The following is a 23,008-nucleotide window of genomic DNA, read 5'->3' as shown; positions in this document are numbered from 1 at the left end:
GGCAGATCGGCCCGTGCGTCGGATTACGTCGACCACGGCGAATCCATCACCCGCTCGACCATGTTCCCGCGACGGAACCCCGGGACGAAGTGCTCGAGGACGTCGGCGTTCACCGTTCCGTACGTGGTGTCGGGCCGGCCGACGAGACCCTCGTGGAGGGTCCGCAGGAACTCCCGCTTGAAATCGCCACGCGGGTGGACCGCGGTGATCTCCTCCACCGCGTCGGACGGTAGGTCGGGGAGGCCGGCACCGACCGCGTCGGTGAGCACGCCCAGCTGGGTGACGGCGATCTCGGGCCCCATCCGACGCGGGACCTCCGGGGTGGTGTGCAGCGCCACGGCGGTCCAGACGACGTCGGCGGCGGCCGCGGAGAAGCCCTGCTCGAGGAGGAAGCGGCGAGCATGGTCGGCCCCGTCGACCTCGAAGCGCTGCGCCGCGTCCGAGGACGGAACGAGCAGCCCGAGGTCGTGGAACATCGCCGCGAGATACAGCAGCTCCGGATCGGGTTGCAGGTCCAGCCGGCGACCGAGCAGCGTGCCCAGCAGGAATACGCGGCGTGAGTGGTGGAAGAGCAGCGGCGGTGTGGCTTCGACGAGTCGGGTCGCTTCCGCGGCGGCCCTCGTGTCGGGGATCTCGACGCCCGCAATGATGTCGGTCATGGGCGGTTCGCCTCCTGATCGGCGTGCCGGGTCGGTGGTTGCGGCTTTCGCGAACCCCTCACTTTCCGCTGTAGACCGGGAAGACGCTGTGCTCGCCGTAATCCTGCGCGCGCAGATCACGAAGCGCCGCCATGTCGTCCTCCGAGATGACGAAGTCGACCTCGGCGTTGCTGCGCATGTGCTCCGGGTTCGCGGTCTTCGGAAGCGACACCGTGCCCAACTGCAGGGTGTAGCGGATGCACAACTGCGGGACGGTCACGGCGTACTTCTCGGCCATCGCCTGCACGGCCGGGTTCTTCAGGATTTCTCCGTGCGCGATGGGCGAATAGGCCTCCACGACGATGTTCTCGGTCCTGCAGTAGTCGATGAGCTCGGTCGGGGTGTTGCCGGTGTGGACGAGCAACTGGTTCACATGCGGGGCGACCGTGCACGAGCCGAGGACGTTCTCCAGATCGTGCTGCTCGAAGTTCGAGACGCCGATGGCCCGGACCTTCCCGGATTCGAAGGCGTCCTCGAGTGCACGCCAGGCGGCCCGGTTGCCCTCGGCGTAGTCGCCGCCGCGGAAGTCGTCCCACGGCTGCGGGCTGTGGATCAGCAGCAGGTCGACGTAGTCGAGCCCCAGCGTGGTGAGCGACCCGTCGATCGCCGCGACCGCGCCGTCGTAGTCCTTGATCTCCGCGGCGAGCTTCGTGGACACGAACAGGTCGCCGCGGGGGATCCCGGACGTCCGGACACCCTCACCGACTCCGCGCTCGTTGCCATAGGCCTGCGCGGTGTCGATGTTGCGGTAGCCGATCTCGACGGCCTCGCGCACCGCCTGGGCCGCCGAGCCGTCGTCGATGAACCAGGTGCCGAGGCCGAGCTTCGGGATCTCGACGCCGTTGGACAAGGTGTAGCGCTCGTTCAGAATGGTCATGCGTTCACTTCCTTCCGGGAGGTCAGGCCTTCTCGATCGAGGGGAAGCGCTCCGGTTGCGCGAGTGCTCATGACTCAACGGTCGCTCACTCCGGCGTCCGATGCCAGGCCCTGTCGGTACCCCCTCCCGGCCGAACCCCCGGGATGCGGTTGTGGACGGGCGGACAGCAGCCAGTGCAGGCGGGGTCGACAACGCCCGAGCGCCCGCCCCCACGATCGGGAGCGGGCGCTCGGACTCGGGTCGGTGACTCCGGTAAATCACTTCCCCTGGCGCAGGATGTACCGCTGTACCTTGCCGCTGGGGGTCTTCGGCAGGTGCGGGACGAAGTGCACCGACCGCGGGTAGGCGTGCGCGGCGAACTTCTTCTTCACCAGCTGCTGCAGTTCCTTCTTGAGCTCGTCGGTGCCCTCGACGCCGGACCGCAGCACCACGAACGCCTCGAGCACCTCACCGCGCAGCTCGTCCGGCATGCCGACCACCGCGGCCTCGACGACGTCGTCGTGCATCACCAGCACGCTCTCCACGTCGAACGGCCCGATGCGGTATCCGGCCATGATGATGACGTCGTCGTCGCGGGACGAGAAGAAGAAGCGGCCGTCCTCGTCGGTCTGGCCGGCGTCGCCGGTGATGTACCAGCGGCCGTCGGGCGTGAAGCGCGCCGCGGTCTTCTCGGGGGCATCGCTGTAGCCGGTGAACCACATCAACGGGCTGGCGGTGGTGTCGATCGCGACCCGGCCGGGGGTGTTCGGGGGCGCGACCTCGTCGGAGTCGTCCGAGAGGACCGCACAGCTCCAGCCCGGCAGCGGTCGGCCCATCGAGCCGGCTACCACGTCCTCGCGCAGGCCGTCCGCCCAGGCGTTGATGATGAACATGCCGTGCTCGGTCTGCCCGTACTGGTCACGAACGGTCACGCCGAGTTCGGTCTCCGACCACGCGATCACGTCCGGGGTCAGCGGCTCGCCCGCCGAGGATGCGCGGCGCAGCTTCACCGATTCCGGCACCGGAGCCTCGTCCGCGCGCAGGCTGCGGTACACCGTGGGGGCGGCGGCGAAGTTGGTGACACCGAAGCGCTCCATCACCTGCCACGTCAGCGGCGCGGAGAAGCCCGCGTGCAGCAGGATGCTGCGGATGCCGGACGCCATCGGCCCGAGCAGCGCGTAGTACAGCCCGTACGCCCAGCCGGGGTCGGCGGCGTTCCAGAAGACGTCGTCCTCGCGGACGTCGAGGCCCCACTCGATGTAGGAGCGGAACGCCGCGAGCGCCCGGATCGGGACCGGGACGCCCTTGGGGGTGCCCGTCGTGCCGCTGGTGAACAAGCGCACGATGGGCGCGTCACCGCCGAGCGCCACCGCGGCGCCGCGCGGGTCGTCGCCCGAGTGCTGCGCGAGCAGGTCGGCGAAGCGCAGCGCGCCCTCGCGCTCGCCCGCGACGACCACCTGCCACGACGCGTCCGCGGGCATGTCCTCACCCGGGGCCAGCTTGTCGAGCTGGTTCTCGTCCGCCACCACGACCTTCGCGCCGCTGGCCTCGAGCCGGAACGCGATGGCCGGCGGCGCGAACGCGGTGAACAGCGGGACGTGGACGGCGCCGCGGCGCCAGATGCCCAGCAGCGCGACGACGAGATCGGCCGACTTGCCCATCAGGGTGGCCACACAGTCCCCCGGCTCGACGCCGAGATCGGCGAGGGCCGCCGCGAAACGCGTGGACTGCTCCCGCAACCAGCCGAACGTCAGATCGGTCGACGACAGATCGGATTCGACGACGGTGAACGCCACCGCGTCGGCCGGATGCCGGTCGCACAGCAACTCCGCGGCGCACGCGTCCGGAGTCTCGTACTGCGCCAAGAGCTCACGCACACGGGTGCTGGTGTCGACGGTCATCGTCACTCCTCGTCCTCGGGGCCCGTGTTCACCGCCGGGCCGTCGTTCGACCTATGCTCCAAGTCACAGCCTCGACCCACTACCCCCGGAAAGGGGTGAAGAGGATGCCGACCGAGAACGCGGCCCTGCTTCGACCACGCGACCGCGACGCACTGCGCACCGAGCTACGCAAAGTCGCCGCCGCGGGCATCGTGCCCGTCGTGTTCGGCGGCGAAGTCCAGGACCGCACCCTCCATCTCGGCGAGTTCGTCGGCACCGTCACCGACGGCCTGCGCGGCCTCGCGGTCCGCGAACGGTCGGGCCTGGGGGGACGGGTCGTCGAGCAGAAGAATCCGATCGTGGTCAACGACTACCGCCGCGACCACACCATCACCCACCACTACGACCGGCCCGTGCTGGCGGAGGGGTTGCGGTCGGTGCTCGCCGTCCCCGTCGTGGTGCAGGGCCGCTCCCGAGCGGTGATGTACGCCGCCGTCCGGGACGAGACCCCACTGGGCGACCGGCTCACCGACGTCATGATGCAGGCGGGTCGGCGCCTCGCGAACGAGATCGCGATCCGCGACGAGGTGGATCGTCGGGTGCACCTGCTCGACGCCGCGGCCGCGGACCGCTCCGTGCATTCGGCGGCGGACACCGAGGAGATCCGCGATGTCCACGCCGAACTGCGCAGCCTGGCACAGACCGTGGACGATCCCGAACTGCAGGAGAGACTCCGCACGCTCTCGGGCCGGCTCGCGAGCGTCGGATCCGCGGACCGCTCGCGCCCGACGCCCGCGGTCACGCTCTCGCCCCGCGAGGTCGACGTGCTGAGCCACGCGGCGCTCGGCTGCTCCAACGTCGTGATCGCCGAACGACTTTCGGTCAAGCCCGAGACCGTCAAGAGTTACCTGCGCAGCGCCATGAGCAAGCTGGACGCCCACTCGCGGCGCGAGGCCGTGGTGGCCGCGCGCCGGCTGGGACTACTGCCGTGAGCTGACCGTCCGCCCGATTTCTGGAACACGTTCCAGTGCTGTGCCATACTCGCGGCCATGGCCGAGACCCCCACCGCCGCGCCCGTCGTGACCCGGATCGCCGCCGCGCAGGAACTGCTCGACGTCGTGCTTGCCTCCCCCGCCGCGGTGGCCGTCCACGACAGGAACGCCTGGCTGGACCTGTTCGCGACCCGGCACGTCGTCGAGGACCCAGTGGGCGGCCGGCCCGTCCTGGGCGGCTTGTACGACCGGCGCAGCCACATGCGCGGCGGCGCACCGCTGGCGCGTTTCTGGGACACGTTCATCGCCCCGAACGACATCCGTTTCCACGTCGAGCACGACGACATCGTCCACGGTCTCGACGTGGTGCGCGACGTGACGATCGAGACCCAGCTGGGCGGCGGAGTGGTGGCGAAGGCGCCCATGCACCTGCTGTACGAGACCACGCTGGACGAGGGCGCGCCCCGAATCCGGCGGATCGCGGCGCACTGGGAGGTCGCGCCGATGTTCGCGCAGGTCGCCGGGGTGGACCGCGCGAAACTCGGGGTGGCAGCAGCAATGAGCGCACGCATGCTGAGGCTGCAGGGGCTGGGCGGGTCGCTGGCGTTCGGGCTGGCGGTCCGCAGCGTCGGTGAGCGCGGCAAGCAGGCCGTGCGTCGGCTGATCGCCGACGGCCGGCGCGGGGACCCCGCGGCTCTGAAGTTACTGGGCGGACGGGTCGTCGAGAACGTCACCAAACTCATCGCTGCCGGGGACGCCGTCACCGCCACGTGCACCGTCGACGGCGCGCACGCGGTGCTGTTCTGCTACCTGGACCGGAAGACGATGCGTGTCGTGCGGCCGGTCGTGTACTCGTGATCAGCCGATGCCGCCGCTGAACGCGTCGATCATGTTCATCACGGCGGGGCCGAGCAGCACGATGAACAGCGTCGGCATGATGCACAGCAGCAGCGGGAAGATCACCTTCACCGGCAACTGCATCGCCTTCTCCTCGGCGCGCTGACGCCGCTTGAGTCGCATCTCCCCGGCCTGCGTGCGCAGGACGTCGGCGATCGCGACGCCGTACTCGTCGGCCTGGATCACCGCGCGCAGGAAGCGGCGCAGGTTCGGCGCGTCGGTGCGGGCGGCGAGGTCCAGATACGCGACACGGCGCGACTGCCCCATCTGGATGTCCTGCAGGGTGCGGACGAATTCCTCGGCCAGCGGCCCCTTCCCGTTCGTCGCGGCGCGGGCCATGGCCGCTTCGAAGCCCAGCCCCGCCTCCACCGCGATGGTCATCTGGTCGAGAGTGTCGGCCAGAGCGACGTCGATCTTCTGCTGCCGCTCCTGACCCCGGCTGTGCAGCAACAACTCCGGGGTGAAGTACGCCACCACGACCACGACCACCGCGAGGACTATGCGCAGCGCACTCGGGTCCGGCAGCGCGAACAGTAGCCCCAGCGTGCCGAATACCCCGACGAGCACGAGTTTTCCGGCGGCCAGCTTCTCCACCGGCCACGCCGGCGGCCGGCCGGCGAGTGAGAGCAGCCGGTCCAGGCGGGCCATGGTGCCCGGCGTCGTCAGGCGCCGCACGAGCGGGAGCGGCGCCGGCGCACCGACGGAGGGACCCCCGGCGTACGCGACGTCGAGGCCGGCGGTGAGGTTGTCGAGGACCGGACGGCGCTGCGGGTCCCGGGCCCCCACGAGGGCCCAGAGCAGCAGCGGCACAGCGACGCCCACGGCTGCGGCGGCGGCGAGAACGACCAGTGGGGTCATGTGAACCTCCGTCAGAACTTCAGGTCGACGAGTTTGCGCAGCCACAGCGCGCCGGCGGTGAGCAGCACCAGGCAGGCGCCGATGAGCGCGTACCCGACGGGCCCCGCGGTGAACGGAGCGAGGTAGCCGGGATTGGACACGAGCAGGAAGCCGGCGATGCCGAACGGCAGCGCCATGAGCACGTACGCCGACAACTTGCCCTCCGCCGCCAACGCCTTGACCTGCCGACGGATCTGGTTGCGTTCGCGGATGGTGTGGCCGATCTGATCGAGCACCTCGGCCAGGTCACCGCCCACCTCCCGGTGGATCGCGATCGCCTGCGCGATCCAGTCGAAGTCCTCGCTGCGCATCCGTCGGGCGACGTCGGCGAGCGAGTCGCCGAGGTCGCGGCCCACCCGGGTCTCGTTCACCACCCGCGCGAACTCCTCGGCGGTGGGTGCGTCCGCCTCGCGGGCCACCGCGTCCAGCGCGCGGAGCAGGCTGTGCCCGGCCCGCAGGTTGCTGGCCAACAGCTGCACGGAGTCGTCCAACTGATCGGCGAACGCGGAGCGGCGACGCCCGGCCAGGACCCCGAGGTACAACCGCGACGACGCGGCCGTCACCGCGCCGAGCAGAACCGCCACGAGGACGCCGGACAGCAACAGGCCGACGGCCGCGATCGTCACCGCCGCCGCACCCACCAACGTGATGAAGTCCCCCGGCCGCATCTTCAGCCCGGCGTCCTGCAACGCCTGCGTACGGGCGGCCATCCGCCCCCGCCGGCGCAGGTTGTGGTCGATCCACTGCACGAGACGTTCGGCGACGTGATGGAGCACCGAGTCCTCGCCCGGACCGCGGCCGCGGCGTTCGGCGGAGATCGGCGGGGCGGCCCTGCCGACGGCGAGCACCGCCGCGGCGAGCGCGAGGTACACCGCGACCAAGCCCAGTCCCAACCCGTTGCGGGTGGTCCAGAACCCCTCGGCGGCCGCCCTGTCCGGCATCACCGCGGGCGCCGATTTCGGCAGTGTCACCGGGAACGGCGCACTGACCCGCCGGTCCGCGCCGCTGTGCACGCTCACCACCACCTCGGTGTCGCCGCCGGCGTCGGAGCGGTAGCGGACCACGTACAGGTTGCCGAGAGCCCGCGCCACCGAGCGGTAGATCGCGCCGAGCGCCGCGGTGTCGTCGGCGGTCGCGTACTGGCCCCGCGCCTCGCGGGAGAGCTGCTGCAACACGCCCGCATCGGTCTCGGGCGTGGACATCTGCACCGTGTAGAGCGACACGTGCGCGGCGTTCAGCACCGCCGGCACGTCGGTCATCGCGTGTGCGCTGGACGTGTCCGCGCCGTCCGTGAGGAGCACGAGGATGCTGTGGGGGGCCGTGCCCCGGTCGAGCATCGCGGCGGCGGTCACGACGGAGTCGGCGATCGCGCTGCTGCCGCCGGCCCGCAGGCCGTCGATGCGGCGGATCAGGTCCGCCGTGTCCGTCGTCAGTTCCGAGACCACCTGCGGCGCAGAGGAGATTGCGACGAGCCCGATGTGGGAGCCGGACGGCGCCTGCCGCACGAAGTCCGCTGCGGCCCGGCGGACGTCGTCGAACGCGGATCCCGTCATCCCACCCGAGACATCGATCGCCAGCACGATGTCCTGCTCGGCACCGGACTGTTGGCGGACCGTCGTCTCGCGGGGCAGACCGGCCTCGACGAGCGCGAACGTGCCCGCGTCGACCGGCTCCCCCGCGGGGCCGGGCGGGGCCAGCACCGACACCTCCACGTCCGGGAAGGCGCTCGTGTCGGCCGCGACGACCTGCACGGCGCCGGGATCGGGCGTGAGGACATCGGCGCCCGCGGCCGAACCTCCCAGCCCCGCCCCGAGGGCGAGCACGAGCGCCACCACGGCCCGCTTCATGCCCGCCCCCGGTACGGGTCCCCCGCCCCGAAGACACTCGGGGACAGCGTGATACCGAGATCCCGGAACTTGTCGGTGAACCGCGGCCGGACACCGGTGGGCAGCGGTTTCCCGAGAAATCGTCCGCGCGCGTCGACGCCGGCGCCGTAGTCGAACAGGAACGCGTCCTGCAGCGTGACGATATCGCCCTCCATGCCCTGCACCTCCGTCACGTGCGTGACCCGGCGGGTACCGTCGCGCATGCGCGCGAGCTGGACGATCACGTCGACCGCGGACGCGATCTGCTCTCGGATCGCCCGCAGCGGCAGATCCATGCCGGCCATCAGCACCAGCGTCTCGAGCCGGGCGATCGCGTCGCGGGGCGAGTTCGCGTGCACGGTGGACAGCGACCCGTCGTGACCGGTGTTCATCGCCTGGAGCATGTCGAGGCTCTCCCCACCTCGGCACTCCCCGACCACGATGCGGTCCGGACGCATCCGCAGCGAGTTGCGCACGAGATCGCGGATGGTCACCGCCCCCTTGCCCTCGATGTTGGGCGGACGGCTCTCGAGCCGGACGACGTGGTCCTGCTGCAGCTGCAACTCCACCGCATCCTCGATCGTGACGATCCGCTCCCCCTCCGGGATGAACGACGACAGGACGTTGAGCAGCGTCGTCTTACCGGTACCGGTGCCGCCCGAGACGATCACGTTGAGTCGGGCCTGGACGCACGCGTCGAGCAACTCCGCCATCTCGGGCGACAGCGTTCCGAACGCGATGAGGTCGTGCACCTGGAACGGGTCCTTGGAGAACTTGCGGATGGTGAGCGAGGAGCCGTTGAACGCCAGCGGCGGGATCACCGCGTTGACCCGGGAGCCGTCCGCAAGACGGGCGTCGACCAGTGGCGACGACTCGTCGATCCGGCGGCCCACCGCCGAGACGATGCGCTCGATCACCCGGCGCAGGTGTGCCTCGTCCGCGAACCGCGCCGCGCTGCGGGTCAGGATGCCGTCGCGTTCGACGTAGACCATGTCGTGGCTGTTGACCATGATCTCGGTGACCGACGGATCGTCGAGCAGACGCTGCAGCGGTCCGTGCCCGAGGACCTCGTCGCCCACCTCGCGCAGCAGCCGGCGACGTTCGTCCGGGGTGAGCGGCGTCGTCTCGTGCTCGACGATGTCGGCCAGTTCCTCACGCACGAGAGTGTGCAGCTGTTCCTCGCTGAGCGACGGGTCGTTGAGCCGCGCACCGATGCGGGTGTACATGGCGGCGCTGGCCCGATCCTTGAGTTCGGCGAGCGCATCGGCCGGTGGGGGCGGTGGTTTCGGTTTGGCGGCGTTGCCGGGCACGACGGCCGTCGGCGCGGACGGCTCCCGGACGGCCCCGAGACGCTGGGACAGCTTCACTTGACCGCCACCGCCTCCCGGGCACGATGCCGCGCACCCTTCTCCTTCGCCGGGCTCGCGGGCCGACCGACCCGACCGACCCGACCGACCAGTCGCCACAGTTCCTTCGCCGCGCGGTCACGGCTGGGGTTCTGCAGCAGCGGAACACCCCGATTGGTCGACAGCGCAACCGCTCTGGACCGGCGAAGCACGACGTCCGCGGGCAGCCCGATCGTGTTCTGGACGTCCTGCACCGAGAGGCCGTCCCGGCCGTCGGCGAAGTTGAGCACGACGTGTCGGTTCGCCTGCCTCAGGTCGAGGTCGGCGAGCAGCTGGAGTTCCTTGTGCATCCCGCGCACACTCGGCACGTCCATCCCCGACACGAGCACCACGTCGGTCGCGAGATCGAGCGCGGCGAGCGTGTGCTCGAGCAGACCCGGGGCGGTGTCGACCACGACGTACCGGAACTCCGCCGCCAACTGGGTCAACAGCGTCGTCACCTGGTCGCCGGTGACGCCGTCCCCGGCGGCCGGGGAGTCCGACCCGCACAGTGCGTGCAGCCCGGTCGCATGTGGTGTCAGGACCGTCTTGAGGACGATCGAATCCCGGCTGGCAGCGCCGGCGACCGCGTCGGTGAGGTTGTGCTCGGGCACGAGTTGCAGCGCACTGGCCACGTCGCCGAACTGCACGTCGAGGTCGACCAGGACCGTGGACTGCGGTGCGGACGCCGCCAGCCCGACCGCCAGATTGGTCGCCACCGTGGTCTTGCCGGTCCCACCCTTCGGTGACGCCACGACGATGACCCGGGCCTGCGCCTGCCGCGGCTGCGCCGGCCCATCGGCGTTCCGTCGCCGGGCCGCGGCCGCGTGGGCGCCGCGTTCGAGCACCACCCGGATGTCGGGGATGTCGGCGTCGGGCGACAGGACGTCGCGCACCCCGGCGCGCATCGCGGCGAGCCACACGTCCGTGCCGGCGTCGCGCGCGAGGACGACGGTCGTGCCGGGCGCGGAGTGGTCGAGCCGGGTGGCGAGCGAAAGCCCTTCGGCCACCGGGACGTCGGGGCCCAGCACCAGCACCGCCGGTTGTTCGGTCACGCCCGACGCGACGAGTTGGGCGGGGCCCGCCGGCACCGGACTCGGCGGTAGCACCAGCAGGTTGCCGTCCGACGCGTGATGGACCCGACGGGCGAAGTCGTCGCGCGCGGTCAGCAGCACTGTGCGGGTCATTTGTACACACTCCCCGAGTTGACGACGGACGAGCCGGCTTCGTTCGCGCCGAGCGGCTCCTTGGACAGCCAGATCGTGCCGTGTTCGGCGGCGTAGACGATTCGTTCCGCCATCGGGACGTCGACCGCCAACGACACCAGAAACGCCTCGGTCGGCGCCGGTCCGGGCGTGGAAGCCTCTGCGCCCTCGGCACGCTCGGCCGCCGGGGCGACGGCGCCCTGTACGCGAGTGACCCGAACCTTCTGGAACTTCAGGTGGGTCTCGTAGTCCTTCACCGGCGGGGTGAAGGACATGAAGACACCGACGGTGTCGCCCGGGGCGACATCACCGCCGAGTGCACGTCGGGGTTCGAGTTGGATCGTCACTTCCTGCATACCCTCCGGGATGGCGCCCTGCCCCTGCTCGCGGGCCGTCGCGGGGTCCGCGAACCGGGCCGGAACCAGCTGTTCTCCCGGCAGGATGTCGACGAGCGCGACCTGGCCGGACAGCTGATCGAGAGTCGTCACCCGGTCGGGCAGCGCGGCGAGTTGCGGGAGTTGCTTGACGGCGACCATCCCGACCAGGGCCTTCGCCGGGGTGCCCGGAGGAATCGTCTGCGTCGCGACGAGGACGTCGACGGTGCGCGTGCCCGCCAGCGCCCGGGCGTCCGCGCCGCGCACGTACGCGACGAGGGCGAGCGTCCCGCCCACGGCGAGAACTACGGCCAGAACGGCCGCAACGATGCGACTTCTCACAGATGCACTCCTAGCCGAGCAGATTGACGATCGTGACTCCGAAATCCTCTCCGCCCATCTCCATGTCGGTCTCGAGGCTCACGGTCTCGACGAACCTCCCGATCACCCCGCGGCAGTTGCCGGTGCAGGAGAGCGCGCCGTGAATATTGTTCCGCCAGTTGTATTCCGGATTGCCGCTGAAGCGGTAACCCTCGATCTTGAAGGCCGCGAAGCCGACGACGTGGAACCAGCCACCACCGCCCCCGCCGCCGGCGACGTCGTAGATGGGCAGCAGAGCGACGGCGCCCCGTAGCTTCTCGATCTCGGATTTGCACGCCGACGGGATGTTGTTGCCGTTGTCGCCGGGGGTCGCGTACACCGACGTGCTGATGATCGCGGCACAACCACCGTCGGCGCCGCGAAGCCACCCGAAGTTGCCGGGAACGACGTTGCCGCTGACGCCGTTGCACCGCGGCGCCGTGGTGTTGTACGCGACGAGGATCTTCACGCCCGGGGTGGTGAAGTGGCACCTGTGGAACGTGAGCGGCAGGGTCGCGGTGCCCGCCAGCGGGTAACCGCATCCCGCCGTGGCCGTCGCGGCGATCTGCGTCCGATCGTGTCCGAGCACCGGCGCGAAGAGGTTGCGACGACCGAGTTCACCGTCACTGTCGAGCGCGGTGGCGGTCGCGGTCACCCTGCGGCGCCCGGCGTCGACGACCGCGGACCCGCGAGCGCCACCGTCGTTCACATTCGCCTTGGCCCAGGCGTCCGCCGCACCCGTGCCGTTAGTGGTGTTCTTGCACAACGTTTCCTGGGCTATCGCCAGTGCCGCCGCATCGGCGCCGTTCTGGAGCTGACGCTTCTCGACAAAGTTCGCGCCGACGTCGACGGAGATCGCTGCGAACCCGAGCAGCGCCACCATGAGGATGGCGACGACGACCGCAACCGCGCCCGCTTCTCCGTCACGGCTGCCGCTCATCCACCGCATCGCATGACCCCCTTGCCGGTCAGCGTGAGGTTTCCCGGGAAGAGCCCGGTGAGGTAGTCGACCGGGTACCGGATCGTCACAGTGACGGCGGCGCCGGCCGGACACGTCGTTGCCGAGCACGTGCCCGCAGTGCCGGTGCTGATGCAGATCTGCGAGTCCACGATCGCCGGGTTGAACGCTCCGGCCTGCTTGGTGGCGGTCTTCGCGGCGGCAACGTTCTCACTGATCGCCATCACCCGAACACCCTCGCGCGCAGCGGCACTCAGCGAGTTCTGGATGTTGTAGGCCCGCCCGAACTCGATGATCCCGAGCACGAGCAGGAGCAGAACCGGCACCACCAGGGCGAACTCGACGGCGGCGGCACCGGAATCCGAACGGAATCGGCGCATGGGAGTCCTAGCAGATCGACGGACGGCACAGAGATGGCCGCGCAGCGACCTCAAAAAGCCGAGGCCGCTGCGCAGACATGGACGGATCGCGCTATTGGGCGCCACCACCCGCGCCAGCCGGCAGTGCGTCCTCAACACCTCCGAACATGTCGTTAAGGGTGCCTCCCAACGCAAGGACTGTTCCGATGATCACCACCGCGATCAATCCGACCATCAGGCCGTACTCGACGGCCGTGGCGCCGCGGTCTTCTCGGGTCAGACGATCCTTGGCGTCCAAGCCCATGAGGTACAGGTTGGCAAAGAAGAGGTTCATGGAGAGCTCCTGATTTGGTAGGGGAGAAGATCTCTGTCGAACTGTGAAGTGGCTCACCCGAATGGGTAACCTGATCGGCAACAGTAGGTCCCATTCATCCCTACTGGACGGCCTTCCAGATAACGTTTTCATCACGAAAACGGCTCTGGCGTAACACGCCGAACTGGTCTAAGCTTCAACAGCTTTGATGCGAGATCTGTTGCGCGCCAATCACATTTCTTTCAGAACCTGAACAGATCAGCCAATCGACCAGTCGATTCACTGGACCGCACCGACCGGAGAGAGAACAAACTGTCAGCAAAGAGGCACCCAAGATGAACCCCACGATGTGGGTCGCGAACGCGGCCGTCGGACTGCTCGCAGGCATCGCCGCAAACGTCGCACTCGAGCGTGTCGGTCGCGAGAGCGCGCCACCGGGTCCCGACGAATCCGCCGGCCCGCAAGCGTCTTCCGGCAACTCCCCCACCCCACCGACACCGCTGCCGCTCGAGCGTGCCCGGCGCAGCACCGGCTCCCGCCTGCTGGTCGGCCTCACGGCCGCAGTGCTGTCCCTGGCCGTCGTGGCTCGCCTCGCGGATCTCGAACTGCTTGCGGCGGCACCGGCATACCTGTGGTTCGCCGCAGTCGGATCCGCCTTGACGGTCATCGACGTCGAGTGCAAGCGGCTGCCGAACGTCCTGGTCGTACCGTCGTATCCGATCGTCTTCGCTTGTCTCACAGTAGCTTCCGCGATTACGGGCGAGTGGCCCGCGCTGGGGCGGGCGGCGGTGGGTGCGGCAGTGCTGTTCGTCTTCTACCTCGTGCTGGCGCTGATCCATCCCGCCGGGATGGGGTTCGGCGACGTGAAGTTGGCGGGCGTGATCGGCGCGCTGCTCGCCTATCTCTCCTACGGGGTCCTCGTGGTCGGCGCGCTGCAGGCGTTCGTGCTCGCCGCGGTGGCGGGGGTGGCGCTTCTGCTCACTCGCCGCGGGCGGCTCGGGACCACGATTCCGTTCGGGCCGTACATGATCGGTGCCGCGTTCGCCGCGGTCCTGGGGGCGGATGCCCTCGTGGACGCGTACCTGCAGTGGTCGGGCGCGGCCTGACCGCGTCAGTCGAGCAGCACGGTCGCGAAGGTGGCGACCTGGGTGAAGCCCACACGGTCGTACGCACGCCGCGCGCGCTCGTTGAAACTGTTGACGTACAGACTGGGCGTCCGGCCGAGTGCGCTCACGGCGGCCGCCACGGCCGCGGTACCACCGCTGCCGAGACCCTCACCGCGCCGCGCGGGATCGACCCACACGCCCTGGATCTGCCCCACCGTCGCCGACATCGAGCCCACCTCGGCCTTGTAGACCACTTCCCCACCCTCGAAGCGCGCCCAGGCCCGGCCGGCCGCGATCAGGTTCGCCACGCGGCGCCGGTAACTGCGGCCACCGTCGTTGGCGCGCGGGTCGATGCCGACCTCCTCGATGAACATCGCCACCGCCGCCGGCAGGTACGCGTCGAGCTCGTCCATCCGCACCTGCCGCACCCGCGGATCGGGGCGGACCGCCGCATCGCCGCGCAGCACCAGCAACGGTTGCTCCGAGCGGACCTCGCGCGGAGTGCCCCACTCCGTCTCGAGCATCTCCCACAGCGGCATCGTGAGTTCCGCGCGCCCGACGAGCGACGAGCACATCCGGGGGAACCGGCTGGCACGGTCGGCGAACGAGCGCAGGTCGTCGACGTCGCCCAGCAGCGGAATGAGGTTGGCGCCGGCGAAGCACAGCGACTCCGTCGGCCCGCCCCGGCTCCACATCTCGCCCTGCAGCGCCCGCGGGTCCAGACCGGACTGCTGGACGCGCGCCGCGACCATGCAGGCCGCGACCGGATCGGACTCGAGCACGCGCAGAACCTGGGCGGTGTCCCGACCACCCAGTTGCCGCGCTCCGAGGAGCTTGAGCACTGACGCACCCCCTTGTGCCAACTGCTCGGCGTGAAGTCTGTCAGCGTCGAGCTGTCAGTGCCGGATCTCGGAACCACATTGCCATGAACGGGCTCCGAGGTGGGCAGATTCAGCCGACGGTCACCACCGGCGCGCCGCTCGTCTCGCCGCCGTCCATCTCGTCGGCGATGCGCATCGCCTCCTCGATGAGCGTCTCGACGATCTGCGCCTCCGGCACGGTCTTGATGACCTTGCCCTTGACGAAGATCTGGCCCTTGCCGTTGCCGGACGCCACACCGAGGTCGGCCTCGCGGGCCTCACCGGGCCCGTTGACGACGCAACCCATGACCGCGACGCGCAGCGGCACCTCCATGCCCTCGAGCCCGGCGGTCACCTCGTTCGCGAGGGTGTAGACGTCGACCTGGGCGCGGCCGCAGGACGGGCAGGACACGATCTCGAGCTTGCGGGGCCGCAGGTTGAGCGACTGCAGGATCTGCGTGCCGACCTTGATCTCCTCGGCGGGCGGCGCCGACAGCGACACCCGGATGGTGTCGCCGATGCCCTCGGACAGCAGCGCACCGAACGCGACCGCCGACTTGACGGTGCCCTGGAACGCCGGGCCGGCTTCGGTCACGCCGAGGTGCAGCGGGTAGTCGCACTGGGCCGCCAACTGGCGGTACGCCTCCACCATGATCACCGGGTCGTTGTGCTTGACCGAGATCTTGATGTCGCCGAAGCCGTGCTCCTCGAACAGGCTCGCCTCCCACAGCGCGGATTCGACGAGCGCCTCCGGGGTGGCTTTGCCGTACTTCTGCATCAGCCGCGGATCGAGTGAACCGGCGTTGACGCCGATACGGATGGGGATGCCCGCGTCACCGGCCGCCTTCGCGACCTCCTTGACGCGGCCGTCGAACTCCTTGATGTTGCCCGGGTTGACCCGGACGGCCGCGCAACCCGCGTCGATGGCGGCGAAGATGTAGCGCGGCTGGAAGTGGATGTCGGCGATCACCGGGATCTGGCTCTTCTTCGCGATCGCCGGGAGCGCGTCCGCGTCCTCCTGGCGCGGGCACGCGACGCGGACGATGTCGCAACCCGACGCCGTGAGCTCGGCGATCTGCTGCAGGGTCGCGTTGATGTCGTGCGTCTTGGTGGTGCACATCGACTGCACCGAGACCGGATGGTCGCTGCCGACACCGACGTTGCCGACCATCAACTGGCGGGTCTTGCGTCGCGGCGCGAGGACGGGGGTGTCGCTGGGAGCTCCCGGCATGCCCAAACCGACGGGGCTGGTCACGTTTCGCCTTCTTTCGTTGGTACGGGCCAAGTCTATCGTTCGACCGGGTCACAGAGCCCGATCACGGGAAGAGCTTGATCGGGTTCACAATGTCCGCGGTCAGTGTGAGGAGCATGTAGGCGCCGCCGATGACGACCACGACATACGTGACCGGCATCAGTTTCATGTAGTCCACCGGCCCACCGGCGGCCAGACCGCGCATCCGGCGCAGCGAGTTCCGGACCTTCTCGTAGATCGTGACCGCGATGTGGCCGCCGTCGAGTGGAAGCAGCGGCAACAGGTTGAAGATGCCGAGGAAGAAGTTGAGCGTCGCCAGCAGGCCGATGAAGACCTCCCACAGGCCCTCCTCGGCGACCTCGCCGCCGATCACGGACGCGCCGACCACGCTGATCGGGGTGTCGAGCCCGCGCTCGCCGCCGGTCACCGCGTGCCACAGGTCGACGACCTTCGCGGGCATCTGCGTCAGCGCGTGCGCCGTCTGGGCGAAGATGTCGCCCGTGTACACCAGCGACGCCGGTACCGCGGTCAGCGCGTTGTACCGGACCGGCGGGTAGAAGTCCTGGCCGACGCCGATCGCCCCGACCGTCTTCTCCGCGGTCTGTCCGGTCGCCGGATCCTCGACGATGCGCTTGACCTGCTGCGGAACCACCGTGACGTCGAGCCGCTGTCCGTCGCGCTCGATCGTGAAGTCCGTCGGTCCGGTCGCCTTCTGCGTCTGCGCCTGGAACGTCTCCCAGCTGTCGACCGGAACGCCGCCGACCGCGGTCACCACGTCGCCCCGCTGCAGACCCGCCCGCTCGGCCGGGCCCGGGCCCTCGCAGTCGGCGAGCGTGTTCGTGTCGGCGACCTGGTCGGCCGTGCAGCTCATCATGCCGAGCGCGGTCGCCGGCGGGGTGTCGCGGTCCGGCAGCCCCCACCCGACGGCCAACACCATGATCAGTGCGAAGCCGAGGACGAAGTTCATCGCGATGCCGCCGGACATGACGACGATCCGCTTCCACGCCTTCTGCTTGTACATCGCGCGGTCGACCTCGTCGGGGGCGAGTTCGTCGACCGCGGTCATGCCCGCGATGTCGCAGAACCCGCCGGCCGGGACGGCCTTGAGTCCGTACTCGGTCTCGCCGCGGCGGAACGAGAAGATCTTCGGCCCGAAGCCGATGTAGTACCGCCGCACCTTCATGCCGAGCGCCTTGGCGGTCCACATGTGTCCGGCCTCGTGCAGCGCGATGGACACGCCGATACCGAGAGCGAACAGCACGACACCGATTGCGAAGACCATGCCGCTCTAGCCCTCCTGCTTCACCAGGTCACGCGCCTGGGCACGCGCCCACGCGTCGGCCGCCAGTACGTCGTCCACCGTAGCCGGAGGCGCCGACCACTGGCTCCCCGCTTCGAGAACCCGGTCGACGGTGCGCACGATCTCCGGAAAACGCAGTGAACCGCTCAGGAACGCCTCCGCCGCCACCTCGTTCGCGGCGTTGTAGACGGCGGTCATGCATCCGCCGGCCTTGCCGGCGGCACGCGCGAGGTCCACGGCGGGGAACACCGCCGCGTCCACCGGTTCGAAGGTCCACGTGGACGCCGTCGAGAAGTCGCACGCGGCGGCGGCGCCGGGGACCCGGTCGGGCCAGCCGAGCGCGAGCGCGATCGGCAGCTTCATGTCCGGCGGGCTGGCCTGCGCCAGCGTGGATCCGTCGACGAACGTCACCATCGAGTGCACGATCGACTGCGGGTGCACGGTGACGTCGATGCGGTCGTAGTCGATCCCGAACAGCAGGTGCGTCTCGATCAGTTCGAGACCCTTGTTCACCAGCGACGCGGAATTGAGCGTGTTCATCGGCCCCATCGACCACGTGGGGTGCGCGCCCGCCTGTTCGGGAGTGACGTCTTCGAGCGCCTGCGCCGTCCAGCCGCGGAACGGTCCGCCGGACGCGGTGAGAACCAGCCGGTCGACCTCGTCGGCGCGCCCGCCGCGCAGACACTGCGCGAGCGCGGAGTGCTCGGAGTCCACGGGCACGATCTGTCCGGGTGCCGCGGCGGCCGTCACCAGTGGGCCGCCGGCGACCAGGGACTCCTTGTTCGCGAGGGCCAGCCGGGCACCCGACTGCAGCGCGGCCAGCGTCGGCTCCAGACCCAGCGAGCCGACCAGCGCGTTGAGCACGACGTCCGCGTCGGTGCCGCGTACCAGTTCGGTGACCGCGTCGGGTCCGGACAGAACGCCCGGCAGGTCCAGGCGCGCGGCGGCCGCGGGATCGGCGACGGCCACCCGCGTCACCCCGGCGGCACGGATCTGCCGCGCGAGGAGATCGATGTTGCCGCCACCGGCCGCGAGCCCGACGACCTCGAACTTGTCGGGGTTGGCGGCGATGACCTCGAGGGCCTGGGTGCCGATGGATCCGGTGCTGCCCAGCAGCAGGACGCGAGTCGGTTGGGAGTCTGACACGTCATCATTGTTCCTGACGGAAGCTGAGAGAATCACACAGGATTGTCCGAGGCGGCGGCAGCGGGAACCGCGACACCCCCGGACCCAGGTTCGTACGACGCCCGGTCGTATGCCACGATGTGCGGGAAGCGCATTCGTAACATCAGGAGGATCGAGCCGTGGCCGGTACCCAGTTGGACCCCACTTCCAACGACCCCGTCGTCGCAGCGCACGTCGACACCGCCGAGGTTCCCTCGGCCGCGTGGGGCTGGAGTGGCGAGGCTCCGCGTACGTTCCGTTTCTTCGGTTGGTTCTTCGCGGCCTTCCTGCTGCTGATGATGATCGGCAACCACGGCGGCAAGGTCGAGGACCTGTTCCTCGTCGGTTTCGCCGCCGCGATCGTCCTGATCCTGGTGCGCGACATCATCCTGCGGCGCAAGCCCCGGTAGTCGCCGCCCCCACAGTCACGACGAAGGCCCCGCACCTGACCGGTGCGGGGCCTTCGTCGTCGACCTCAGTTCTCGGCGGCCAGCTGGCCGCACGCGGCGGCGATCTCCTGACCACGGGTGTCGCGCACCGTGCAGGACACGCCCTGGGCCTGCACGCGGCGCACGAACTCGCGCTCGACCGGCTTGGGGCTGGCGTCCCACTTGCTGCCCGGCGTCGGGTTGAGCGGGATCAGGTTGACGTGCACCAGCGGCCCCAGCGCCTTGTGCAGCTTCTTGCCGAGCAGGTCGGCCCGCCACGGCTGATCGTTGACGTCGCGGATCAGCGCGTACTCGATGGAGACCCGGCGACCGGACTTGTCCGCGTAGTAGCGCGCCGCGTCCAGAACCTCGGCCACCGGCCACCGGTTGTTGACGGGCACCAGGGTGTCGCGCAGCTCGTCGTCCGGGGTGTGCAGCGAGACGGCCAGCCGCACCGACATCTCCTCGTCGGCGAGCTTGCGGATCGCCGGCGCCAGCCCGACGGTCGAGACCGTCACGGCCCGCTGCGAGATGCCGAGCCCGTCCGGGGCCGGCGACGTGATGCGGCGGACCGCCGCGACCACGCGCTTGTAGTTGGCGAGCGGCTCGCCCATGCCCATGAACACGATGTTCGACAGCCGGCCGGGGCCGCCCTCGACCTCGCCGTCGCGCAGGGCGGCCGCCGCGGCGCGCACCTGGTCGACGATCTCCGCGGTGGACAGGTTGCGGTTGAGCCCGCCCTGCCCGGTCGCGCAGAAGGGGCAGGCCATGCCGCAGCCCGCCTGGCTGGAGATGCACAGCGTCGCGCGGTCCGGGTAGCGCATCAGCACGCTCTCGAGCAGCGTGCCGTCGTTCGCCTTCCACAGCGTCTTGCGCGTCTGCCCGGCATCGCAGGCGACGTGCTTGACGACGGAGAGCAGCTGCGGGAACAGGGCGGCGCCCACCTGATCGCGCATCGCCGCGGGAAGATCGGTCATCCGTTCGGGATCGGCCTCGAGCCGCCCGTAGTACTGGCGAGCGATCTGGTCGGCGCGAAAGCCTGGCAGACCCAGCTCCTTGACCACCGCCTTGCGCTCGTCCGCGTCGAGGTCGGCGAGGTGGCGCGGCGGCATTCCACGTCGCGGCGCGTTGAAGACGAGGGGAAGGGAGACAGTCATAGTGCTGCCATTCTCCCATTACCCGGCCGCTGTGTCCGATGCGCGTGCGCAACGCCATAACCTGGGTGATGATCGTCATATGTCCGAGACACCGCAGGAGTACCCCGACGCAGTCGGCCGGCCGGCCGCAGGTCCACCGTCCGGCGCCCGCCCCGCGGCGACGCCGTCCACCGCGCACGACGCCGCCCACCTCGAACGCACGCGTGCGGCGACGACGTGGGTGGGGCTGGTCATCGGGATCGTCGTCGCGATCCTGCTGCTCATCTTCATTCTGCAGAACCTCGACTCGGTGACGTTCGAGCTGTTCGCGTGGGAGTTCACGCTGCCGGCCGGCATCAGCCTGCTGCTCGCCGCGATCGCCGGCGCGCTGATCATGGCCCTCGCCGGCGGGGTGCGGATCATCCAGATCCGGCGCGTGGCCAAACGTGCCGGCACCCTGCCGGACGGAACGGTGCCGAACTAGCTGCACCCGCCCGGCGGGGGGACGATGGGGGGCGACACGCGCATGCCTTCGAGTCGAGGAGCCGCCCCGTGACGACCCATCCCCACCGGACCGCGCGCACGATCCGCGCCGACCTCGCCCGCTCGTGGCTGTTGACGCCGGCGACCCGTGCCGACGTCTTCCCGCCGCCCGCGGCGGTGGACGCGATGATTCTCGACCTCGAGGACGCGGTGGCGCCGGCCGACAAGCCCGGTGCGCGCCACTCGGTCGCAGACCGGCTCGGGGGCGAGCACGCCGCGTGGGTGCGGGTCAACGATGCGACGACGGTGCACTGGGCCGCCGACCTCGAGGCGCTGTCCGGGCTACCCGGGCTGACGGGGGTGATGCTGGCGAAGACGGAGAGCGGCAGCCAGGTCGAAGCCACCCGGGAGCGGTTGCCCGAGGGGACCCCGATCATCCCGCTGATCGAGTCCGCGATGGGGCTCGAGGCGGCTCCGGAGATCGCGCGCGCCGAGGGCACGTTCCGGCTGGCGTTCGGCAGCGGCGACTTTCGCCGCGACACCGGGATGAGCGACGACCTCACCGCGATGGCGTACCCGCGGGCGCGGCTCGTGATCACCAGCCGCGCCGCCCGGCTCGCCGGCGGCCCCATCGACGGCCCCACCGTCGCGGCGAACGACACCATCCTGCAACGCGACTGCGAGGCCGCGGTCTCCCTCGGCCTCACCGGCCGCCTGTGCCTGCATCCCGATCAGGCGCCCACCGTGAACCGGGCACTGAGCCCGAGTACCGCCGACATCGGCTGGGCCCACGAGACCATTACGGACCTCGGCGCGGACGGCCGCCGCGTGCGCGATGGCAGCGACCTCCCCCGCCTGGCCAGAGCCAAACGGATCGCCGAGCTGGCCCAGGCGTTCGGGCTGCACTGACGTTCACGCGCAGGTCGTCGGCGCCGGTTCCCCGTCGAATCGGGCGGTCATCCAGTCCAGTGCCCGCGGCAGCCCCGTGAACATCGGCAACGCGTGCCCCACGACGAAACCCGGTGCGATCGGCGGGATCTCCTCGGTGCCGAAGTCGACCGTCGCCCCCTGAGCGCACCAGTCGGCGGCCAATTGCTGCGCCTGCGTGTGCGGAATGAGGTCGTCGTTGCGGCCCTGCACGATCAGCACGGGGCTGCGCGGCGCCGACCGTCCGATGCGCTGCTCGTCGACGACGGCCCGCACGTTCGGCAACGCGTCGATCAGCTGCGCCAGCGTCCGACCGTCCCGCGTCCACTCCGACGTCCGGTGCAGGCCGTACCGGGCGATCGTCTCCGGGACGCACTGGCCGGCGATGTCGTCGAGGACCTGTCGCCCGGCCGGCGCCAGGGCACCGTCGATCTCGGCGCGGGTCTCGGGATAGCCGGCGTAGATGCTGTTGACCGCGTAGCCGAGCAGGCCCGCCGCCAGGCCGCCGTCGAGCGCCCCGGCCACCGCTCGCAGATCCGCGGGCGGGCCGCCCGCGTACGTCCCGCGCACGTTCAGTTCGGGCGCGTACGCCGCCTGCAACTCGGTGGCGGCCGCCGCGGCGCCGCCACCCTGCGAGTAGCCCCAGAAACCGATCGGACTGTCGTCGCCGATGCGGCTGCCGGGCAGTGCCTTCACCGCGCGCGCCGCGTCGAGTACCGCGTGCGCCTCCGCACGCCGGTCCACGTAGCTGTGCATCCCGGCGGTCCCGAGGCCCTCGTAGTCGACGACCACGACGTCGATGCCCCGCGCCAGCAGCGCGTACGTCTGCGCCACCTCGTACTCCACCGCGAAGTCGAGCGGCGGTGTGTAGTGGACGATCTCGGTGAACAACTTCGACGGCGCACACTGGTCGCCCTGCCCCTGGGTGCCCGGCGCGAGCACCACCAGCGGCTGCGGCCCGCCACCGGGCCACGGTGCGGCGGCGTCGAAGTAGGTGGCCGTCGTGGCGACCGCGCCGCCGCGGGCGTCGGTGCTGCGGTACATGATCCGTTGCGCACCGGAGGGCCACGGGCCCACCTGGTCGCGGACGGCTAACGCCGGCGCGTACCCCTCCGCCTTCAGAACGTCTCCCGCCGCGCCTGCCGGCAGCGGCTCCGGGGTCGCGTAGAAGTCCGCGGGCGCTGCACCCGCCGTTCCCGCCGCCGTGAACGTGAGGCAGGTCGCCGCGGCAACGACAGTCCAACGAATCCATCGCGGAATGGTCATGTGGCACAGCTCACCGGAGCAGACCGGCGGTGTCAATACTCCGGCGC

23 protein-coding genes are annotated in these 23,008 nt (G+C 70.2%); 6 read left to right on the top strand and 17 right to left on the bottom strand.

The window, feature by feature from the left end:
- Positions 1 to 23: 23 nt before the first annotated feature.
- The 3 genes from E7742_RS05075 to E7742_RS05065 all read right to left on the bottom strand — a co-directional run bounded on the left by E7742_RS05075 (position 24) and on the right by E7742_RS05065 (position 3,455).
- Positions 24 to 659 carry an HD domain-containing protein gene (locus tag E7742_RS05075; protein ID WP_137797955.1) on the bottom strand — a complete coding sequence of 212 codons (636 nt, stop codon included), beginning with the start codon at positions 657 to 659 and terminating at the stop codon, positions 24 to 26.
- Between the two features lie 58 nt (positions 660 to 717).
- Positions 718 to 1,575 carry an aldo/keto reductase gene (locus E7742_RS05070; protein WP_137797954.1) on the bottom strand — a complete coding sequence of 286 codons (858 nt, stop codon included), beginning with the start codon at positions 1,573 to 1,575 and terminating at the stop codon, positions 718 to 720.
- A gap of 257 nt (positions 1,576 to 1,832) precedes the next feature.
- Entirely contained in the window at positions 1,833 to 3,455 is a 1,623-nt protein-coding gene (locus tag E7742_RS05065; RefSeq protein ID WP_137797953.1) for an AMP-binding protein, read from the bottom strand.
- Positions 3,456 to 3,559: 104 nt separating this feature from the next.
- Here E7742_RS05065 and E7742_RS05060 point away from each other — a divergent pair, with 104 nt between their 5' ends.
- Positions 3,560 to 4,426, top strand: a complete 867-nt coding sequence (locus E7742_RS05060) for a helix-turn-helix transcriptional regulator (protein ID WP_137797952.1) — start codon at positions 3,560 to 3,562, stop codon at positions 4,424 to 4,426.
- A 57-nt stretch (positions 4,427 to 4,483) separates the two neighbouring features.
- Positions 4,484 to 5,284: a transporter gene (locus E7742_RS05055; RefSeq protein WP_137797951.1), complete on the top strand. Its 801-nt coding sequence runs from the start codon at positions 4,484 to 4,486 to the stop codon at positions 5,282 to 5,284.
- On the opposite strand, the gene E7742_RS05050 is transcribed toward E7742_RS05055, so the two are convergent.
- The 8 genes from E7742_RS05050 to E7742_RS05015 form a co-directional block, all read right to left on the bottom strand.
- Positions 5,285 to 6,181, bottom strand: a complete 897-nt coding sequence (locus E7742_RS05050; protein WP_137797950.1) for a type II secretion system F family protein — start codon at positions 6,179 to 6,181, stop codon at positions 5,285 to 5,287.
- An 11-nt stretch (positions 6,182 to 6,192) separates the two neighbouring features.
- Positions 6,193 to 8,067: a type II secretion system F family protein gene (locus E7742_RS05045; protein WP_137797949.1), complete on the bottom strand. Its 1,875-nt coding sequence runs from the start codon at positions 8,065 to 8,067 to the stop codon at positions 6,193 to 6,195.
- Positions 8,064 to 9,452, bottom strand: a complete 1,389-nt coding sequence (locus tag E7742_RS05040; RefSeq protein ID WP_137797948.1) for a CpaF family protein — start codon at positions 9,450 to 9,452, stop codon at positions 8,064 to 8,066. The genes E7742_RS05045 and E7742_RS05040 overlap by 4 nt, the downstream gene beginning before the upstream one ends.
- The gene (locus tag E7742_RS05035) at positions 9,449 to 10,657 is read right to left on the bottom strand and encodes an AAA family ATPase (protein ID WP_137797947.1); all 1,209 of its coding nucleotides are present in this window, start codon (positions 10,655 to 10,657) and stop codon (positions 9,449 to 9,451) included. The genes E7742_RS05040 and E7742_RS05035 overlap by 4 nt, the downstream gene beginning before the upstream one ends.
- Positions 10,654 to 11,391 (bottom strand): Flp pilus assembly protein CpaB, encoded by a 738-nt coding sequence (cpaB, locus tag E7742_RS05030; protein ID WP_137797946.1) that lies wholly within the window; start codon positions 11,389 to 11,391, stop codon positions 10,654 to 10,656. The genes E7742_RS05035 and cpaB overlap by 4 nt, the downstream gene beginning before the upstream one ends.
- Before the next feature lie 10 nt (positions 11,392 to 11,401).
- Positions 11,402 to 12,349, bottom strand: a complete 948-nt coding sequence (locus E7742_RS05025; RefSeq protein WP_254699162.1) for a pilus assembly protein TadG-related protein — start codon at positions 12,347 to 12,349, stop codon at positions 11,402 to 11,404.
- Positions 12,346 to 12,747 carry a TadE/TadG family type IV pilus assembly protein gene (locus tag E7742_RS05020; RefSeq protein ID WP_137797944.1) on the bottom strand — a complete coding sequence of 134 codons (402 nt, stop codon included), beginning with the start codon at positions 12,745 to 12,747 and terminating at the stop codon, positions 12,346 to 12,348. Before E7742_RS05020 ends, E7742_RS05025 begins: the two co-directional genes overlap by 4 nt.
- 91 nt (positions 12,748 to 12,838) lie before the next feature.
- The gene (locus E7742_RS05015) at positions 12,839 to 13,060 is read right to left on the bottom strand and encodes a Flp family type IVb pilin (protein ID WP_137797943.1); all 222 of its coding nucleotides are present in this window, start codon (positions 13,058 to 13,060) and stop codon (positions 12,839 to 12,841) included.
- A gap of 314 nt (positions 13,061 to 13,374) precedes the next feature.
- On the opposite strand from E7742_RS05015, the gene E7742_RS05010 reads away from it, so the two are divergent.
- Positions 13,375 to 14,145: a prepilin peptidase gene (locus E7742_RS05010; protein ID WP_137797942.1), complete on the top strand. Its 771-nt coding sequence runs from the start codon at positions 13,375 to 13,377 to the stop codon at positions 14,143 to 14,145.
- A gap of 5 nt (positions 14,146 to 14,150) precedes the next feature.
- On the opposite strand, the gene E7742_RS05005 is transcribed toward E7742_RS05010, so the two are convergent.
- From E7742_RS05005 to dxr, 4 genes are all read right to left on the bottom strand, one after another.
- Complete coding sequence (locus E7742_RS05005) at positions 14,151 to 14,987, bottom strand: GNAT family N-acetyltransferase (protein ID WP_137797941.1); 837 nt, start codon at positions 14,985 to 14,987, stop codon at positions 14,151 to 14,153.
- Positions 14,988 to 15,096: 109 nt separating this feature from the next.
- A complete protein-coding gene (gene ispG, locus E7742_RS05000; RefSeq protein WP_137797940.1) occupies positions 15,097 to 16,260 on the bottom strand; it encodes a flavodoxin-dependent (E)-4-hydroxy-3-methylbut-2-enyl-diphosphate synthase in 1,164 nt (387 codons plus the stop codon).
- A 61-nt stretch (positions 16,261 to 16,321) separates the two neighbouring features.
- Positions 16,322 to 17,539, bottom strand: coding sequence for a M50 family metallopeptidase (locus E7742_RS04995; RefSeq protein WP_137797939.1), 1,218 nt, complete (start codon positions 17,537 to 17,539; stop codon positions 16,322 to 16,324).
- A gap of 6 nt (positions 17,540 to 17,545) precedes the next feature.
- Positions 17,546 to 18,703: a 1-deoxy-D-xylulose-5-phosphate reductoisomerase gene (gene dxr, locus E7742_RS04990; RefSeq protein WP_137797938.1), complete on the bottom strand. Its 1,158-nt coding sequence runs from the start codon at positions 18,701 to 18,703 to the stop codon at positions 17,546 to 17,548.
- Between the two features lie 158 nt (positions 18,704 to 18,861).
- Here dxr and E7742_RS04985 point away from each other — a divergent pair, with 158 nt between their 5' ends.
- Positions 18,862 to 19,131 (top strand): DUF2631 domain-containing protein, encoded by a 270-nt coding sequence (locus E7742_RS04985; RefSeq protein WP_137797937.1) that lies wholly within the window; start codon positions 18,862 to 18,864, stop codon positions 19,129 to 19,131.
- A gap of 65 nt (positions 19,132 to 19,196) precedes the next feature.
- Here the strand turns inward: E7742_RS04985 and rlmN are convergent, their stop codons facing one another.
- Entirely contained in the window at positions 19,197 to 20,306 is a 1,110-nt protein-coding gene (rlmN, locus tag E7742_RS04980) for a 23S rRNA (adenine(2503)-C(2))-methyltransferase RlmN (RefSeq protein ID WP_137797936.1), read from the bottom strand.
- Positions 20,307 to 20,385: 79 nt separating this feature from the next.
- On the opposite strand from rlmN, the gene E7742_RS04975 reads away from it, so the two are divergent.
- On the top strand, positions 20,386 to 20,769 hold the full coding sequence (locus tag E7742_RS04975; RefSeq protein WP_137797935.1) for a LapA family protein: 384 nt from the start codon (positions 20,386 to 20,388) through the stop codon (positions 20,767 to 20,769).
- Between the two features lie 68 nt (positions 20,770 to 20,837).
- Positions 20,838 to 21,677, top strand: coding sequence for an HpcH/HpaI aldolase/citrate lyase family protein (locus E7742_RS04970; RefSeq protein WP_137797934.1), 840 nt, complete (start codon positions 20,838 to 20,840; stop codon positions 21,675 to 21,677).
- A 3-nt stretch (positions 21,678 to 21,680) separates the two neighbouring features.
- Here E7742_RS04970 and E7742_RS04965 read toward each other — a convergent pair whose 3' ends face one another.
- Positions 21,681 to 22,961: a lipase family protein gene (locus E7742_RS04965; RefSeq protein WP_137797933.1), complete on the bottom strand. Its 1,281-nt coding sequence runs from the start codon at positions 22,959 to 22,961 to the stop codon at positions 21,681 to 21,683.
- Between the last annotated feature and the right edge of the window lie 47 nt (positions 22,962 to 23,008).

It is taken from the genome of Rhodococcus sp. SGAir0479 (assembly GCF_005484805.1).
Lineage (GTDB): Bacteria > Actinomycetota > Actinomycetes > Mycobacteriales > Mycobacteriaceae > Prescottella.
The sequence above is the reverse complement of the archived record's forward strand: the minus strand, read 5'-3'. Positions and strand labels throughout refer to the sequence as shown.

Bases quoted from the DNA above. Each gene is read 5' to 3' on its own strand.
- E7742_RS05075 (WP_137797955.1), bottom strand. From the start codon at position 659: ATGACCGACATCATTGCGGGCGTCGAGATCCCCGACACGAGGGCCGCC.
- E7742_RS05070 (WP_137797954.1), bottom strand. From the start codon at position 1,575: ATGACCATTCTGAACGAGCGCTACACCTTGTCCAACGGCGTCGAGATC.
- E7742_RS05065 (WP_137797953.1), bottom strand. From the start codon at position 3,455: ATGACCGTCGACACCAGCACCCGTGTGCGTGAGCTCTTGGCGCAGTAC.
- E7742_RS05060 (WP_137797952.1), top strand. From the start codon at position 3,560: ATGCCGACCGAGAACGCGGCCCTGCTTCGACCACGCGACCGCGACGCA.
- E7742_RS05055 (WP_137797951.1), top strand. From the start codon at position 4,484: ATGGCCGAGACCCCCACCGCCGCGCCCGTCGTGACCCGGATCGCCGCC.
- E7742_RS05050 (WP_137797950.1), bottom strand. From the start codon at position 6,181: ATGACCCCACTGGTCGTTCTCGCCGCCGCCGCAGCCGTGGGCGTCGCT.
- E7742_RS05045 (WP_137797949.1), bottom strand. From the start codon at position 8,067: ATGAAGCGGGCCGTGGTGGCGCTCGTGCTCGCCCTCGGGGCGGGGCTG.
- E7742_RS05035 (WP_137797947.1), bottom strand. From the start codon at position 10,657: ATGACCCGCACAGTGCTGCTGACCGCGCGCGACGACTTCGCCCGTCGG.
- E7742_RS05025 (WP_254699162.1), bottom strand. From the start codon at position 12,349: ATGAGCGGCAGCCGTGACGGAGAAGCGGGCGCGGTTGCGGTCGTCGTC.
- E7742_RS05020 (WP_137797944.1), bottom strand. From the start codon at position 12,747: ATGCGCCGATTCCGTTCGGATTCCGGTGCCGCCGCCGTCGAGTTCGCC.
- E7742_RS05015 (WP_137797943.1), bottom strand. From the start codon at position 13,060: ATGAACCTCTTCTTTGCCAACCTGTACCTCATGGGCTTGGACGCCAAG.
- E7742_RS05010 (WP_137797942.1), top strand. From the start codon at position 13,375: ATGAACCCCACGATGTGGGTCGCGAACGCGGCCGTCGGACTGCTCGCA.
- E7742_RS04995 (WP_137797939.1), bottom strand. From the start codon at position 17,539: ATGGTCTTCGCAATCGGTGTCGTGCTGTTCGCTCTCGGTATCGGCGTG.
- rlmN (WP_137797936.1), bottom strand. From the start codon at position 20,306: ATGACTGTCTCCCTTCCCCTCGTCTTCAACGCGCCGCGACGTGGAATG.
- E7742_RS04975 (WP_137797935.1), top strand. From the start codon at position 20,386: ATGTCCGAGACACCGCAGGAGTACCCCGACGCAGTCGGCCGGCCGGCC.
- E7742_RS04965 (WP_137797933.1), bottom strand. From the start codon at position 22,961: ATGACCATTCCGCGATGGATTCGTTGGACTGTCGTTGCCGCGGCGACC.